11 protein-coding genes are annotated in these 14,935 nt (G+C 71.6%); 4 read left to right on the forward strand and 7 right to left on the reverse strand.

Going from position 1 to position 14,935, the window contains the following annotated elements:
• The first annotated feature begins 55 nt into the window (after nucleotides 1-55).
• A complete protein-coding gene (locus ACJ73U_RS37450; protein WP_407782503.1) occupies nucleotides 56-3,295 on the forward strand; it encodes a BTAD domain-containing putative transcriptional regulator in 3,240 nt (1,079 codons plus the stop codon).
• Here the strand turns inward: ACJ73U_RS37450 and ACJ73U_RS37455 are convergent.
• The 3 genes from ACJ73U_RS37455 to ACJ73U_RS37465 form a co-directional block, all read right to left on the reverse strand.
• The gene (locus ACJ73U_RS37455; RefSeq protein WP_407782504.1) at nucleotides 3,233-4,036 is read right to left on the reverse strand and encodes an ABC transporter permease; all 804 of its coding nucleotides are present in this window, start codon (nucleotides 4,034-4,036) and stop codon (nucleotides 3,233-3,235) included. The genes ACJ73U_RS37450 and ACJ73U_RS37455 overlap by 63 nt on opposite strands.
• A complete protein-coding gene (locus ACJ73U_RS37460; protein WP_407782505.1) occupies nucleotides 4,033-4,998 on the reverse strand; it encodes an ATP-binding cassette domain-containing protein in 966 nt (321 codons plus the stop codon). Before ACJ73U_RS37460 ends, ACJ73U_RS37455 begins: the two co-directional genes overlap by 4 nt.
• Nucleotides 4,999-5,104: 106 nt before the next feature.
• The gene (locus tag ACJ73U_RS37465) at nucleotides 5,105-5,614 is read right to left on the reverse strand and encodes an AAA family ATPase (protein WP_407782522.1); all 510 of its coding nucleotides are present in this window, start codon (nucleotides 5,612-5,614) and stop codon (nucleotides 5,105-5,107) included.
• 32 nt (nucleotides 5,615-5,646) lie between these two features.
• On the opposite strand from ACJ73U_RS37465, the gene ACJ73U_RS37470 reads away from it, so the two are divergent.
• The 3 genes from ACJ73U_RS37470 to ACJ73U_RS37480 all read left to right on the forward strand — a co-directional run bounded on the left by ACJ73U_RS37470 (nucleotide 5,647) and on the right by ACJ73U_RS37480 (nucleotide 11,459).
• Nucleotides 5,647-6,732 (forward strand): LacI family DNA-binding transcriptional regulator, encoded by a 1,086-nt coding sequence (locus ACJ73U_RS37470; RefSeq protein WP_407782506.1) that lies wholly within the window; start codon nucleotides 5,647-5,649, stop codon nucleotides 6,730-6,732.
• 282 nt (nucleotides 6,733-7,014) lie between these two features.
• Nucleotides 7,015-8,379, forward strand: coding sequence for a beta-1,3-glucanase family protein (locus tag ACJ73U_RS37475; RefSeq protein WP_407782507.1), 1,365 nt, complete (start codon nucleotides 7,015-7,017; stop codon nucleotides 8,377-8,379).
• A 38-nt stretch (nucleotides 8,380-8,417) separates the two neighbouring features.
• Nucleotides 8,418-11,459, forward strand: a complete 3,042-nt coding sequence (locus ACJ73U_RS37480) for a discoidin domain-containing protein (protein ID WP_407782508.1) — start codon at nucleotides 8,418-8,420, stop codon at nucleotides 11,457-11,459.
• A gap of 20 nt (nucleotides 11,460-11,479) precedes the next feature.
• On the opposite strand, the gene ACJ73U_RS37485 is transcribed toward ACJ73U_RS37480, so the two are convergent.
• The 4 genes from ACJ73U_RS37485 to ACJ73U_RS37500 form a co-directional block, all read right to left on the reverse strand.
• On the reverse strand, nucleotides 11,480-11,878 hold the full coding sequence (locus ACJ73U_RS37485) for a DUF6010 family protein (protein WP_407782509.1): 399 nt from the start codon (nucleotides 11,876-11,878) through the stop codon (nucleotides 11,480-11,482).
• A gap of 96 nt (nucleotides 11,879-11,974) precedes the next feature.
• Nucleotides 11,975-12,598, reverse strand: a complete 624-nt coding sequence (locus ACJ73U_RS37490) for a roadblock/LC7 domain-containing protein (RefSeq protein WP_407782510.1) — start codon at nucleotides 12,596-12,598, stop codon at nucleotides 11,975-11,977.
• Nucleotides 12,595-12,972, reverse strand: coding sequence for a hypothetical protein (locus tag ACJ73U_RS37495; protein WP_407782511.1), 378 nt, complete (start codon nucleotides 12,970-12,972; stop codon nucleotides 12,595-12,597). The genes ACJ73U_RS37490 and ACJ73U_RS37495 overlap by 4 nt, the downstream gene beginning before the upstream one ends.
• 303 nt (nucleotides 12,973-13,275) lie before the next feature.
• Entirely contained in the window at nucleotides 13,276-14,859 is a 1,584-nt protein-coding gene (locus ACJ73U_RS37500; RefSeq protein ID WP_407782512.1) for a hypothetical protein, read from the reverse strand.
• Between the last annotated feature and the right edge of the window lie 76 nt (nucleotides 14,860-14,935).

Below are 14,935 nucleotides of genomic sequence, written 5' to 3' on the forward strand. Positions count from 1 at the left end.
CGCCGATCCCACCAGCGCGGGGCGGCGCGTGCGACCTGTTTGACATGCTTGGCGCGTGCGCGTTGCCGTGCTGGGTCCCCACCGGGTGTGGGACGACGACGGCCGGCCCGTCGAGGTCGGCGGCGCACGCCTGCGCGCGTTGCTGGCCCGGCTCGCACTCGACGCCGGCTCCGTCGTCACCACCGACGCACTGATCGACGCGCTCTGGGGTGAGCACCCGCCGGCCGGGGTCGCCAACGCGTTGCAGTCGCTGGTGTCGCGGCTGCGCCGCGCCCTGCGCGGCGACTCCCCGGGCCGGGAGCTGGTCGAGGGCCGGCCCGCCGGCTACCGCCTGGCGGTCGACCCGGCGGACGTCGACGCGTTGGAGTTCGAGCGGCTCGCGGCGCAGGGCCGGCACGCCGCCGCGGCCGGCCGGCACACGCAGGCCATCGAGCTGCTCCGGCAGGCGGAACAGCAGTGGCGGGGTGACGCGCTGGCCGACGTGGCCGACGCGCCCTTCGCCACCGGCGCGGCCGCGCGGCTGGCCGGGTTGCGCCTGTCCGCGGCGGAGGACCGGGTCGAGGCGGCACTCGCGCTCGGCCGGCACGACGAGGTGGTGGCCGAGCTGGAACGGTTGGCCACGGCGCACCCGCTGCGGGAACGCGTGCACGCCCAGCTCGTCCGCGCGCTGTACGCGGCGGGGCGGCAGGCGGACGCCCTCGCGGCGTTCGAGCGGATCCGTGCCGCGCTGGCCGAGCAGCTCGGCGTCGACCCGTCCGGTGAGCTGGCCGCCGCGCACCTCGCCGTGCTCCGCCAGGACCCGGGGCCGGCCAGGGCGGCACCGGTCGTGCGTGCCCAGCTGACCAGCTTCGTCGGCCGGGAGAGCGAGCTGGACCGGGTCGGTGGGCTGCTCGGTGCGACACGGCTGGTGACCGTCGTCGGGCCGGGTGGTGCCGGCAAGACGCGCCTGGCCGCCGAGCTGGCCGGCCGGGCCGTGATCGAGCTGCTCGACGGGACGTGGTTCGTCGAGCTGGCACCGGTCACCGACCCGCGGGCAGTGGCACAGGCGGTGCTGTCCGCGGTCGGCGTGCGGGAGACCGGTGTGCTCGACCGGGAGGCGACGCGGGACGGGATGCCGCGGGACGTGGTGACCCGGCTCGTGGACATGTTCCGGCACAAGCGGTCGCTGCTCGTGCTGGACAACTGCGAGCACGTCGTGGCCGGCGCGGCCGACCTCGCCGAACGGCTCCTGCGTGCCTGCCCGGGTCTGCGGGTCCTGTGCACCAGCCGGGAACCGCTCGGCGTGGCCGGCGAGACGCTGTACCCGATCCCGCCGCTGGGCTGGCCCGCCGACACCGGCGCGGACGAGCACGAGGCACTCGCCTACCCGGCGGTCCGGCTCTTCGCCGACCGGGCGGCCGCCGTCCGCCCGGACTTCGCCGTCACCGCGGACACCGTCGGTCCCGTGGTGGAGATCTGCCGCCGGCTGGACGGCATGCCGCTCGCGATCGAGCTGGCCGCCGTGAAGGCGCGGTCGCTGCCGGTGGCCCGGATCGCCGCCGGGCTCGACGACCGGTTCGGGCTGCTCGCCCGCACCAACGGCACGCTGCCCCGGCACCGGACGCTGCGTGCGGTCGTCGAGTGGAGCTGGGACCTGCTCACCGAACCGGAGCGAACCCTCGCCCGCCGGCTGTCGGTCTTCCCCGCCGGCGCGACGATCGAGGCGGCGGAGTGCGTGTGCGCCGCGGCGGACCCACCGGGCGGCGACGTGGTCGCGCTGCTGGGTGTGCTGGTGGACAAGTCGCTGCTGGAGGCGGTGCCGGACCACGGCGGTGAGTTCCGGTACCGGATGCTGGAGACGATCCGCGCCTACGGCGCGGAACGGCTCGCCGAGGCCGGCGAGGCCGCGCTGGTCCACACCGCCCACGCGCGGTACTTCACCGAGCTGGCGGAGACCGCCGAGCCCCACCTGCACACCGGCGCGCAGGTGCCGTGGTTCGCGCGGCTGCGCACCGAGCACCCGAACACGAGGTCGGCGCTGCACTGGGCGGTCGAGGCCCGCGAGGTCGAGCTCGCCGACCGCCTGTGCGCGGCGCTGATGTGGTACTGGTTCATGGAAGGCGACCGGGGCGAGGGCGCCGCCCTGGTCCAGGACGTCCTCGCGGTGCCCCCCACGGCCCCGTCGATGCCGAGGGCGGTCGTGATGGCGTTCAGCGCGATGAACGCCATCGCCTACGGCGACCAGGACGCCCCGTCCCGGGCCGCGGCGGCGAGGGCCTACGCCGAGCTGGTCGACGTCACCCAGCACCCGCTGCTGGTGCTGCTGGAACCGATGCTGGCGGTCTTCTCCCACACCGACCCGGACGTCGTCCTGGCCAAGCTCGACGGGGCCCTGTCGCACCTCGACCCGTGGGCGCGGGCCGTCGGGTTGATGTTCCGGAGCTTCATCCAGGAGAACGAGGGCCGGATCGAGGAGAGCAGGCACGACCTGTCGGCCGCGCGGGAGATGTTCCTGGCGACCGGTGACCGCTGGGGCCTGGCCATGACCACCCGTGCCGCCGGCAACGCCCGCTCGCTCGACGGCGACCACGACGGCGCGATCACCGCGTACCGGGAGGCACTGGCCTACCTCGAGGAGCTCGGCGCGGTGGACGACGTGCCCGAGACCCGCGCCCAGATCGGCACGGAGCTGCTGCGGTCCGGCGATCTCGCCGGCGGGCACATCGAGCTGACCGCCGCTCTGTCGCTGGCGCACCGGTACGGGCAACCGGAGGCGGCGATCTGGGCGCGTTGCGGGCTCGGCGAGCACGCCATGCGCAGCGGGGGCACGGCGGCGGCGCGCCACCACCTGGCACAGGCCCTGTCCGAGGCGGCGGGCGGGCGCTTCCCCGCCCAGCTGGCCTCCCTGGTGCTGATCCAGCTGGCCGGGGTCGACGTCGTGGAAGGCGCCTGCCCGACCGCCCGCGAACGGCTGCACGAGGTCTTCGAACGCAACTCCACCCCACCCGACATGCCGGTCCTGGCCGCCGCGACCCAGGCGATGGCCGGTGTGTCGCTGCTGACCGAAGGTCCGGAACAGGCCGCCGTCCTGTTGGGCGCCGCCGAGGCACTGCGCGGCGCCCAGGACCACAGCGACCGCGACCTCCTCCGGACCGAACACCGCACGCGGGCCCTGCTCGGCGACACCGCGTTCGACGCCGCCTACGCGCGCGGCACGGCGCTGCCGCGCGCGGAGGTCCTCACGCTCGTCCGGTCAGGTCCGGCGCCGGTAGGCACGCAGCGCGAGCGGCACGAACACCACGAGCAGGCCGACTGACCAGCACAGGGTGTAGCGCAGCCCCTCGGCGACCGGCCCGCCCACCATCAGCCCGCGGGCGGCGTCCACCAGGTACCGGACCGGGTTGACGTCGACGAACGCCCGCATCCAGCCCGGCAGGGTGTCGAGGGGCACGAACACGTTGCTGCCGAAGGTGAGGGTGATCATGATCGGGAACCCGGCGGCCTGCACGCCCTGGGGCTTGTGCATGACCAGCCCGAGCCACACCCACACCCAGCACAGCGCGAGCGCGAACCCGAGCACCAGCAACGCGGCCGCGACGATGCCGAGCGCCGGCCCGTGGAAGCCGAGGACCAGGCCGAAGGCGATCAGGATGCAGATCGACAGCGCGTAGCGCATCGCGTCGCCGAGGACGGCGCCGACCAGCGGGCTCGACCGCGCGATCGGCAGCGAGCGGAACCGGTCGAACACGCCCTTCTCGATGTCGTTGTTCAGCGCCAGCCCGGTGCTGATCGTGAGGAAGATCGTGTTCTGCACCAGGAGCCCGGCCAGCAGGAACTGCAGGTAGTTGTGCCAGTCCCCGCCGACCGCGCCGCCGAAGACGAACACGAACAGCACCGTGAACAGGATCGGCTGGACGGTCACGTCGAAGAACATCTCCGGGTTGCGCCTGGCCTTCACGAGGAACCGCCAGGTCAGCGTGAGCGAGTGGGACAGGGCGCGCACCGGGGTCATCGCGCCGGACGTGCCCGTCGCCGTCGTCGTCATCGCCGTCGTCATCGGAGGCTCCCTTCCAGCTCCAGCTCGGCCGCCCGGTGCCCGGTGACGGCGAGGAACACCTCGTCCAGCCCCGGCAGCCGCACGGCCAGCTCCTGCACCGGCACCCGCGCCGCCTCCAGCCGCCGCACGACGGCCGAGATCACCGCGGGGTCGGTCACCGGTGTCGTCAGCAGACCGGGATCGGTGCCGCTGGCCGGTGCCGCGCCGGTGAGGTCGGTCATGATCGACGCGACCGCCGGCAGGTGCGCCCTGTCGACGGGACGGATCTCCAGCCGCTGCGCCCCGGCCCGGACCTTCAGCTCCGCCGGCGTGCCGTCGGCCACCACCCGTCCGTGGTCGATGACCGCGATCCGGTGCGCGAGGTGGTCCGCCTCGTCGAGGTACTGGGTGGTGAGCAGGACGGTGACGCCGTCGGTGACCAGGTCGCGCAGCAGTTTCCACACCTCGCTCCGGACGTGCGGGTCCAGCCCCGTGGTCGGCTCGTCGAGGAACAGCACCGACGGCCGCCCGACCAGGCTCGCCGCGAGGTCCAGGCGCCGGCGCATGCCGCCGGAGTAGGTGCTGGCGGGCCGTCCGGCCGCGTCGTCCAGCTCGAACCGGGCCAGCAGCTCACGGGCCCTGGCCCGGGCGTCCGCCCTGGGCAGCTCGAGCAGGCGGCCGATCAGCAGCAGGTTCTCGTACCCGGTCAGCTCCTCGTCGACCGACGCGTACTGGCCGGCCAGCCCGATCAGCTCACGAACCCGCTGCTGGTCCCGCAGCACGTCGTGCCCGCCGACCCGCGCCACGCCCGCGTCCGGCCGGATCAACGTCGCCAGCACCCGCACGAAGGTGGACTTCCCGGCCCCGTTCGGCCCGAGGACCGCCAACACGCACCCGCTCGGCACGGCCAGGTCCACCCCGTCCAGCGCCACCGTGGCCCCGAACCGCTTCACCAACCCCTCGGTCTCAATCGCGTACGACATCCCCGCTCCCCTGCTCTCTGTCTGTTTTCACGCGGGGAACCGTGCCAGTGCCCGCTGAGAGGCCACGCACAGAACGCTGACAGCGCCCGTCCGGCCGGCGTCATGATCAGGCGGACGGTTCCGCCGCGCGGCGGATGTCGGCCACGACCGCGTCGAGGTCCGGTGGACCCGTGGTGTCGACCTCCACCAGCGGGCCGACCCCCAGGGGGCGCACCGGCTCGCCCCACAGCTCGGCCTCGTCCCGGGCGAGGTCGCGGTGGCCGGGGTGCCGGTGCGCGGTGCGGGCGTAGTAGCGCTCGCGCGCCACCGCCATCGGCACGACGCAACGCACCTCCACGACAGGCCCCGGCAACGCCGACACCAGCGGCCGCGTGTAGGGGAACCAGGTGCTGTCCAGCACGGCACCGGGGCAGTGCCGCGCCAGGCGGAGGACCACCCGCACCGCCGCGCCGCCGAGGCGCCGCGACTCGGCCACCGTGGCCGGCCGTCCCAGTTCCTCGGCGAGCGCCTCCTTGACCTCGTCCTTGGCCAGCACCGGCAGCCCGAGCCGCGGCCCGAGCGCGGCCGCCAGCGTCGTCTTGCCCGATCCCGGCCAACCACCCACCAGCACGAACATCGTGTTCACCCGACCTGGCTACCACATGGACCATGACCATCTGGAGAGCGCTCTCCAGCACGTACCATGCCGGCATGAAGGATGTGCGGGCGAGGACCCCGACACTCGAGGACGTCGCGCGGGTCGCGGGGGTGTCCCGCGCCACGGTGTCCCGGGTGATCAACGGCGTGCGCAACGTCGACGAGGACCTGCAGGAGGCGGTCCGCAAGGCCGTCGCCGAGACCGGGTACGCGCCCAACCGCGCCGCGCGGTCGCTGGTGACCAGGCGTGCGGGCGGCATCGCGCTGGTGGTGTCCGGCTCCGGCGGCGGCGACGGCGGCTGGGGCTTCTCGTCGTCGGTGTTCTCCGACCCGTTCTTCGGCCGGGTGACCGCCGGAGTGGTGGAGTTCCTGCGCCCGCTCGGCATGCACCCGCTGCTCATGCTCGCCGACACCGACGAGGTGCGTGCGGAGGTGGTCGCGCAGCTGCGGCAGGGCGCCGCGGACGGCGCGCTGCTCGTGTCCACGCACGCGGAGGACCCGCTGCCGGAGATGTGCGTGCGCGCCGGCGTGCCCGCCGTGCTGTTCGCCCGCCCGGCGACGCCGGTCCCGATCAGCTACGTGGACCTCGCACACGCCGACGGCGCGCGCCTGGCCGCGGAGTACCTGCTGGCCAGGGGCTGCCAGCGGGTCGCGACGATCACCGGCCCGCTGGACGTGCCGGCGAGCCAGGACCGGCTGGCCGGCTTCCGGGACGCGGCGGCCCGCCTGGGCCGCCCGTACGTGCCGATCGCGGAGGGCAACTTCCGCGAGGACGGCGGCGAGGCGGCGATGGAGCGACTGCTCACCGAGCACCCGAAGGTGGACGGCGTGTTCGCGGCCAACGACCTGATGGCCCAGGGCGCCCTGCTGGTGCTGCGCCGCCACGGCCGCGCCGTGCCGGACGACGTGGCGGTGGTCGGCTTCGACGACGGCCCGCAGGCACTGGCCTGCCGCCCCCCGCTCACGACGGTCCGCCAACCGGTGGAGGACATGGCGGCGGAGATGGCCCGACTGCTGCTCGGCCACATCGACGAGCCGGGCGGCGACCCGGTATCGGTGATCTTCGACCCGACGCTGGTGGTCCGCGCCTCGGCGTGAGACCGCCGGCGCACGTCGGGCGCCGCGACCACGCCGCGAACCGGCACGCAGTCCCCGAGTGGTCCGCGCCTCGGTCTGAACTCAGCCGAACGCGGGAGCACCTGACGACATTGGGCCGAAGCCCATCCCATGGCGCCGGAAGAATTCCCGCCCCGAACGCGTTCGACAGCAATACTTCCCGCGTGTCTTGACAGAAGCACCCGGACCCGCGAATCTTTGGGAGAGCGCTCTCCCCGAACCCCCTGCCCTCGCCGGGGAGCGTTGCTGTCAAAGGAGATAGCCATGAGCTTCCGTCCTCCTGCGCTCCTGCGTCGCGGCCTGGCCGCCGCAGCGACCGCGCTCCTCCTCACCGGCGTCGTGGTCGCGGCCACCGCCAACGCAGCGCCCTCGACAGAAAGAACCGCCGCCGCCTGCACCGGCTCGAACCTGGCGGTGAACCACCCGGCGACCGCGTCGTCGACGGAGAACGGGTCCACCCCGGCCAGCGCCGCCGTGGACGGCAGCACCGGCACCCGCTGGTCGAGCGCGTTCAGCGATCCACAGTGGATCCGCGTCGACCTCGGCGCCACCGCGACGATCTGCCAGGTCGTGCTCAACTGGGAGGCCGCGTACGCGACCGCCTTCCAGATCCAGACCTCGGCGGACGGCAACACCTGGACCACGATCTACTCGACCACGACCGGCACCGGCGGCAGCCAGACGCTGAGCGTCACCGGCAGCGGCCGGTACCTGCGCGTCAACGGCACCGCCCGCGCCACCCCGTACGGCTACTCCCTGTGGGAGCTGGGCGTCTACGGCACCGGCGGGAGCGGCGGCAACCCGCCCGACAACAGCTTCTGGGGTGACACCAGCACGATCCCGGCCGCGCAGAACGTGCTCACCGTCAAGATCCTCAACCGCACCAACGGCAAGTACCCGGACAGCCAGGTGTTCTGGAGCTTCAACGGCCAGGTGCACTCGATCGCCCAGCAGCCCTACCTGGACATGCCGGCCAACTCCGCGGGTCGCATGTACTTCTACCTCGGCTCGGCGAACAGCCAGTACTACGACTTCATCGAGTTCACCGTCGGCCCGGACGTCTTCAACGGCAACACGACGCGCGTCGACGCGTTCGGGCTCAAGCTCGCCATGCGGCTGCACGCGCACGACGGCTACGACGTGCAGGTCGGCGAGGACCAGTCGACGTTCGCCGAGGACCGGTCGGTGACGTTCCAGAAGTTCATCGACGCGGTGCCGGCCCAGTTCGACGTGCTGGCGCAGACCCAGGCGCCGTACCGGATCATCGCGCCGGGCAGCGACCCGAGCTTCCGGGCCGGCGGGGTGAACGCCAACTACTACACCGCCTACGCCAACTCGGTCGGCGTGAACGAGGCCACGTCGAACATCTTCGGTTGCGCGGGCAGCCTGGCCGGCAACCCGAACATGTGCGCGGCGCTCAACCGGCACACCGCCCACCTGCCGCAGAACCAGTGGCAGGACCCGACGAAGTACTACTCGGCCGCGCCGGCGAACTACTACGCGAAGTTCTGGCACGACCACGCCATCAACCAGCTGGCCTACGGCTTCCCGTACGACGACGTCGCCGGCCAGTCCTCGTTCGTCTCCCACGGCGACCCGCAGTACCTGCTCGTCGCCGTCGGCTGGTGACCTGAAGAGCACTTCTCCGGACAGACCAAGGAGTTCCCATGAGGACCCGTGGGCTGGTGCTCGCCGCTGCGCTCGTGCTGGGCTGCGTCGCCATACCGGCGTCGCAGGCCAGCGCGGCCGCCTGTGGCACCACCAACGCCGCACTGAACCGGCCGGTCACCGCGTCGTCCGCCGAGAACGCGGGCACGCCCGCCTCGGCGGCGGTCGACGGCAACACCGGCACCCGCTGGTCGAGCGCCTTCAGCGATCCACAGTGGATCCAGGTCGACCTCGGTGCGTCCACCTCGGTCTGCCAGGTCGTGCTGACCTGGGAGACCGCGTACGCGACCGCCTTCCAGATCCAGTTGTCCACCGACGCCGCCAACTGGTCCACCGTGTACTCGTCCACGACGGGCACCGGCGGCACGCAAACCCTTGCGGTGACCGGTACCGGCCGTTACCTGCGGGTGTACGGCACCGCGCGGTCCACCGGCTACGGCTACTCGCTGTGGGAGCTGGCGGTGAACACGACCACCAGCAGCGGTGGCGGGGGCACCGGTGAGGTGATCTCGCGGTACAAGCCGGTGGCCGCGTCCTCATGGGAGGGCGGCAACGCACCGGCCGCCGCCCTCGACGGCCGCACCACCACCCGCTGGTCGAGCGAGTTCAGCGACCCGCAGTGGCTGCGGGTGGACCTCGGCGCCACCGCGACGATCACCGGCGTCAACCTGAACTGGGAGTCCGCGTACGCGACGGGGTACCGCATCGAGGTGTCGGGCGACGCGAACACGTGGACGACCGTCTACTCGACGACGACCGGGCACGGCGGCGTGGAGAGCCTCGCGGTCAGCGGCACCGGCCGCTACGTGCGGTTCTACGGCACCGCACGGGCGACCGGCTACGGGTACTCGCTGTGGGAGTTCGACGTCCTCGGCACCGTCGACACGTCCTCGACGACCCCGCCCATGCTGTCCCGCCCGACGCGCCCGCCGGCGACCACCGGGCAGTTCCAGCTCAGCGCGCCCGCCGACGGCGCGATGGTCACGAACACCCGACGGCCGGCCCTGTCCTGGGCGGCGGTGGGCGGCGCGTCCCGCTACGAGGTCTGGATCAACATCAGCCGCACGGACTACGACTTCACCCAGTCCGCGAACCTGCTCGACCTCTACACCAAGGTCGCCGAGACGACCGGCACGAGCTACAACCCGGCGTGGGACCTGCCCGACCGGTGGACGTACAAGTGGTACGTGGTGGCGGTCGGCCCCGGTACGACGTCGAACATCCGGACGTTCAGCGTCTACGTGCCCACGCTGGAGACCGTGTCCGATGGCGTCAACATCGTGAACGGCAGCCGGGACCTGAACAAGAACGGCACGATCGAGCCGTACGAGGACTGGCACCAGCCGGTCGAGACGCGGGTCAGCGACCTGCTCGGCCGGATGACCAGCCAGGAAAAGGCTTACCAGATGTTCTACAACGCCCAGGCCTACCCGCAGTCCGGGTGGCACTTCGGGCCGGCGCAGCCGCAGGACCTGAACACCACCCTGCTGGCCGCGTCCGCCACCCGGCTGGGCATCCCGTTCGTGTCGGCGGGCGACACGATCCACGGGTACCAGACGACCTACCCGACGCAGAGCGCGCTGGCGGCCGGGCAGGACTACGCGCTGGACTACCAACTCGGTGACATGCAACGAAAGGAGCAGCTGGAGGTCGGCACGCGGGGCCTGCTCGGCCCACTCGCCGAGGTGGGCACGAAGGTGCTGTACCCGCGCATCCAGGAGGGCAACGGCGAGAACGCCGACGTCGCCGCCGCACAGGTCCGCGCGCTGGTGTCGGGCCTGCAGGGCGGCCCGGAGCTGAACCCGAGGTCGGTGCTGGCGACGGTCAAGCACTGGCCGGGTGAGGGCGCCGGCGGCGAGGCGCTGATCACGTACGACGCGGTGACCATCAAGTACCACATGATCCCGTTCCGGGCCGCGATGGAGGCCGGCGCGGTCAACATCATGCCCGGCTACGCCGGCAGCTCGCTGCTCGACCCGGGCGGGCCGGGCGCGGGCAACAGCGCGCCGATCCTCGCCTACCTGCGGCAGAACCTGGGCTACACCGGCCTGATCACGACCGACTGGCTGCCCTCCGGCGCCTGGGTCAGCGCGGCCAACGCGGGCTCGGACGTCATGGGCGGGGCCGATCCCGGCGCCGCGGGCTTCTCCATGGCGGACTTCACCGCCCAGGTGCCGGCGAGCCGGATCGACGACGCGGTGCGGCGGGTGCTGCGGCTGAAGTTCAAGCTGGGCCTGTTCGAGAACCCGTACGGCGACCCGGTGAACGGCCCGTACCGCCAGCACCAGCCGTCGTACACGGCGCTGGCGAACCAGGCCGAACGCGAGTCGTTGACCGTGCTGAAGAACAGCGGCGTGCTGCCGGTCCGGCTGGGCCGCGGCGACAACATCGTCGTGGCCGGCCCGCGCGCCACCGACGGCCTGTCGTGCTGCATCTGGACCAGCTACTTCCACCAGGAGTACGGCTCGCAGAACATCCTGGACGCGATCCGCACCCGCGCGACGAGTGCCGGGGTGAACGTGTACCAGGACAGCGGCCCGTCACCGAAGCTGGCGGTGGTGGCGGTCGGCGAGGCGTCCTACACCCACGCGACGAACTGGACCAAGGAGCAGCCGTACCTGCCGGCGGACCAGCTGGCGGTCATCCAGAACTTCCGCAACCAGGGGATTCCGGTGGTCGTGCTGCTGGTGTTGCCGCGCCCGTACGTGATCACGGACTGGCAGGGCCTGGCCGACGCCATCGTGGTCACCTACCGCGGCGGCGAGGAGATGGGCCCGGCGGCGGCCGGCCTGCTCTTCGGTGACTACGCGCCGCGCGGCAAGCTGCCGTGGCAGCTGCCGAGGTCGCTGGACCAGGTACTGAAGCCGGGCGGCACGGACGTGCCCGCCGACGCGGTCGAGAACTGGGACCTGCCCTACGACCTGGGCGCCACGGACGCCCAACGCGCGGACATCCGGGCGAAGATCAACGCCGGGCAGAGCCCGCCGACCAACTACGGCAACCCGCTCTACCCGTACGGCGCGGGTCTGCAGGGCTGGTAACGCGAGTGCGGTCGCCTTCCTCACGCCAACCGTGGGGAAGGCGACTTCCTTGTGCGGATCGACCGTCCGCCACCGAACGCCCAGAGCGCGATGACCGGGTCGCAGATCGCGCAGCCGAGCGACGAGTGCGACAGCTCGGGCAGGATCGGCGCGCCCTTGAGGTGGTGGAGGATGTCCCAGCCGGTGTGCAGCAGCCAGCCGATCCCGACGAACACGTACGACGTGAGCGCCCGGTAGGCCACGCCCGTCATCACCGCGGTGAACGCCAGCTCCCACATGCCCACGCCGCCACCGCTGATGTAGGTGGCCCCGGCCCCGGCGATCACGAGGGCGTTGAACCGAAGCCGATGCGGTTCGGGGATGACCGAGTTCAGGCACACGTAGGCGATGCCGACCAGTACCGGGATGACGTAGTCCATCGAACTCCTCTTTCACGACGCCTCACCAGAAGCTATCCGGCCGGGCGGCGGTGGTATGAGGAGTGTTCCTGCCAGAGACCAGCGGATTCTCGTCAACTACCCCAGATCGAACGTCACGTGCGGCACCCTGTTGACGGGCTCGAACTTCTGCGTGTCCGGGCCGGTCCCGGGCGCCTCGACGGGCACCTCGACCGGCGCCGGCTCGTGGGCGGTGCCCAGCGCGGGTGCCTCGGCGGCGTCGGACGCGTACGCCTCGGCGACGGCCGCCCGCAGGCGGGACAGCACGCCCCGCGCGGCGAGGTTGAACCGCCCCGTGCTCACCCCGCCTCTTCCGATCACGACCAGCACCATCGCGGGCGGCAGCGGGAAGACCCCCACATGCCCGGCCGAGCCCTCGATCAGGCAGGTCAGCGCCTCCGCCGCGCCGGCGTGCGCGACGATCTGGCTCGCCACCCCGGCGACGGCCGCCGCCATGACGCCGAGCATCTCGACCTGCGACCCGTAGGTCTCGGCGGCCAGCACCAGCCCGTCCACACCGGCCACCAGCGCGCCCCCGAGCACGGGGTCGTCCTCGGCACGCACCTCACGCAGAACGGCCGCCAGCACCGCCCGGTCGACAGGCCCGTGCTGACCGGACCCGACGGTCCGCGTCACCTCGCTCACCCTCTCGTCCACCGTCTCGGCAGCCACGGCACGCCGCAGGGACCGGATGACACTCATACGGTCAGGTCATTCTCGATGCGTCTGAGGTGGTGACGAGCGAGCGCCAGATTCGCACGATTCCGGTCGAGCACCAGATAGAGGAAGAGGGTCGGGGCACCGCTGCGTCCGGTCTCACCGATCAGCCGGATCAGGTGATATTGGCGCCCGAGCGTGATCAGGATGTCCTCGATGGTGTCGTCGAGCGCCAGCTCCGACATCACCCGCATCTTCGCCCGCACCACCTCGGTATTCCCGGCCGCGGCGACGTCCAGGTCGAGCCAGTCGCCACCGCCCAGCGTGCCGAGCGACATCCCGCTCTCGAAGTCCACCAGCGCGACCCCCACCGCCCCGTCGACGGACAGTGCTTCCTTGAGCGCGGTCTCGATATTCATGCTGTTCGTTCTCCTGGCCATTGCGAACTCCCAAATCAAACGCAGCGTTTCAGCGCCGGGTAATTCAACCCGCGATTCATCGACATTCGGCGACAATATGTCGGGCTGGTCGCCAGGTAGAGACCCTAGACGCCTACGTGGTGAGAGTAAATGAGAACTTCCACGTGATTTGTGGCGCCGCCATCGTGATTGTTGGCAATACACCAGGAAATACCCGAGTTGGCAATTCGCGGCCCGACACGGAGAAACCCCCGCACGCGCCGGCGTGCGGGGGTTTCACGTCCTGTTCGGATACTTGAAGACCTACCAGGGAAACCCGTTGCGGAGACGGTCGAACCAGCGGTCGATGGTGAGGTCGTAGCGGCCGGGGTCGTACGTGGCCTGCGCCTGGTCGACGGCGGCGGTGACAGGCCCGCGAATCTCGTCCGCCCATTCCGGCAGGGCGAAGACCTGTTTGTAGTAGCCGTCACGCATCTGGACGGTGATGAGGTGTTCGTACCCACGCGTGGCCCGCGCGACGTCGAGACCGTAGGCGTCAACGGGAATGTCGGGCGTGTAGCTGCGAACGACGATGACGGTGGGTCTCGCCTCGGTGACCCGGGTGGTGGGGTCCGTGTCCCCGTGCGCGATGGGTTCGTCGTTGAGACCGATGAAGTCGATGGTGTTCCAGCCGCTGTAGTACGGGATGGCGCCGGCGTCGTTGACCGCCAGGGTGCGGTACTCGGAGGGGATGTCGGCCCGCGCGAGACCCTCGCCGATCGGGACGTGGGTGCGGGCGAGGTCCGGGCCGTAGTTGGCGATCAACGGCAGGTCGGGCGCCTGTGCACCGGTCACCGCCACCCATCCCACGGCGACGGCGCCAACACCCGAGGCGAGCCACCACCGCCGGAAGGGACCGACCGCCAGACCAGCGGCCAGGCACAGCACCGGCACGGCGTGGTAGGCGAACCGGTAGAGGTAGTCCATGGTCGGCCCGGAGACGAGGTAGGTGAGGTAAGTGGCCCCTACGGTCGCGCATACCACCACACCGGACCACCGGGTGTCCCGCCGCACCAACAGCGCGAGCGCACACAGCAGAAGGGACAGCAGCACGGGAACGGTGGTCTCGAGCCACAACCGGCCGGCGTCGACGTTGCCGAACTTGACGTAGAAGGTGTTGGGGAACGGGTGTCCGTAGAAGGCCCACCGCCACGCGAAGTACCCGCCGCCCACCACGGCCGCGCCACCGGTCCACAGCCACGCCCTTCGCTCACGGCGGTTGACCCACAGCCAGGCGGCGAACCCGGGGAAGGCCGCGAGCACGCCCTCTGGCCGGAGCATGCCGGCGAGCACCAGCAACAGCGGCGGCTCCCACGCCCGCACCGGTTGACCGTTGACGGCACGGAGACCGACGATCACCGCCCGCAGCAACAACGCGGCGAACGCCATGGTCTCCAGGCCGCTGGTGATGTGGAAGTACGTCGGCACGAACACCACGTACGCGCCACCGGCCACCAGCGCCGACACCAGGCCGTAGCGCTGGTGGCAGTACCGAACGAGCAACACCAGGACGGCGACCCCGGCGGCGAACGACGTCAGCTTCGCCACGAGCGGCAGATCGAGGCCCAGCAGGGCGAACGGGGTGTGCCACAGCATCCAGAGGAAGTTGGTGAACCCCTCGACCGGATCCTCACCCACGTTCCAGACCGGCCCGTACCCCTGAGCGAAGTTGTCCGAGTAGCGGAACGTGATGTAGGCGTCGTCGATGGTGAAGAACCACGCCGCCCGCACCCCGAACACGAACAGCACCCCCAGCCCGAGTGCGGCGAACAACCAGGTCCGCCGCGCTCGCGGCTGAGTCGCGCCTTCTTCGGACGGCGACACCGGAACGGTAGATGTGACAGTCACGCGCCACCCTTAGACGTCCAGAAAGTGTTGATTCCCCCGATCCGGCGAAAAAGTATCACCCGATAGAGATCATCCG

Origin of the sequence: Actinophytocola sp., assembly GCF_045807065.1 — a bacterium.
Taxonomy (GTDB): Bacteria; Actinomycetota; Actinomycetes; order Mycobacteriales; family Pseudonocardiaceae; genus Actinophytocola.

Coding starts and splice junctions, on each gene's coding strand:
- ACJ73U_RS37455 (WP_407782504.1), bottom strand. CDS start 4,036: ATGACGACGGCGATGACGACGACGGCGACGGGCACGTCCGGCGCGATG.
- ACJ73U_RS37480 (WP_407782508.1), top strand. CDS start 8,418: ATGAGGACCCGTGGGCTGGTGCTCGCCGCTGCGCTCGTGCTGGGCTGC.
- ACJ73U_RS37475 (WP_407782507.1), top strand. CDS start 7,015: ATGAGCTTCCGTCCTCCTGCGCTCCTGCGTCGCGGCCTGGCCGCCGCA.
- ACJ73U_RS37485 (WP_407782509.1), bottom strand. CDS start 11,878: ATGGACTACGTCATCCCGGTACTGGTCGGCATCGCCTACGTGTGCCTG.
- ACJ73U_RS37465 (WP_407782522.1), bottom strand. CDS start 5,614: ATGTTCGTGCTGGTGGGTGGTTGGCCGGGATCGGGCAAGACGACGCTG.
- ACJ73U_RS37470 (WP_407782506.1), top strand. CDS start 5,647: ATGACCATCTGGAGAGCGCTCTCCAGCACGTACCATGCCGGCATGAAG.
- ACJ73U_RS37490 (WP_407782510.1), bottom strand. CDS start 12,598: ATGAGTGTCATCCGGTCCCTGCGGCGTGCCGTGGCTGCCGAGACGGTG.
- ACJ73U_RS37495 (WP_407782511.1), bottom strand. CDS start 12,972: ATGAATATCGAGACCGCGCTCAAGGAAGCACTGTCCGTCGACGGGGCG.
- ACJ73U_RS37460 (WP_407782505.1), bottom strand. CDS start 4,998: ATGTCGTACGCGATTGAGACCGAGGGGTTGGTGAAGCGGTTCGGGGCC.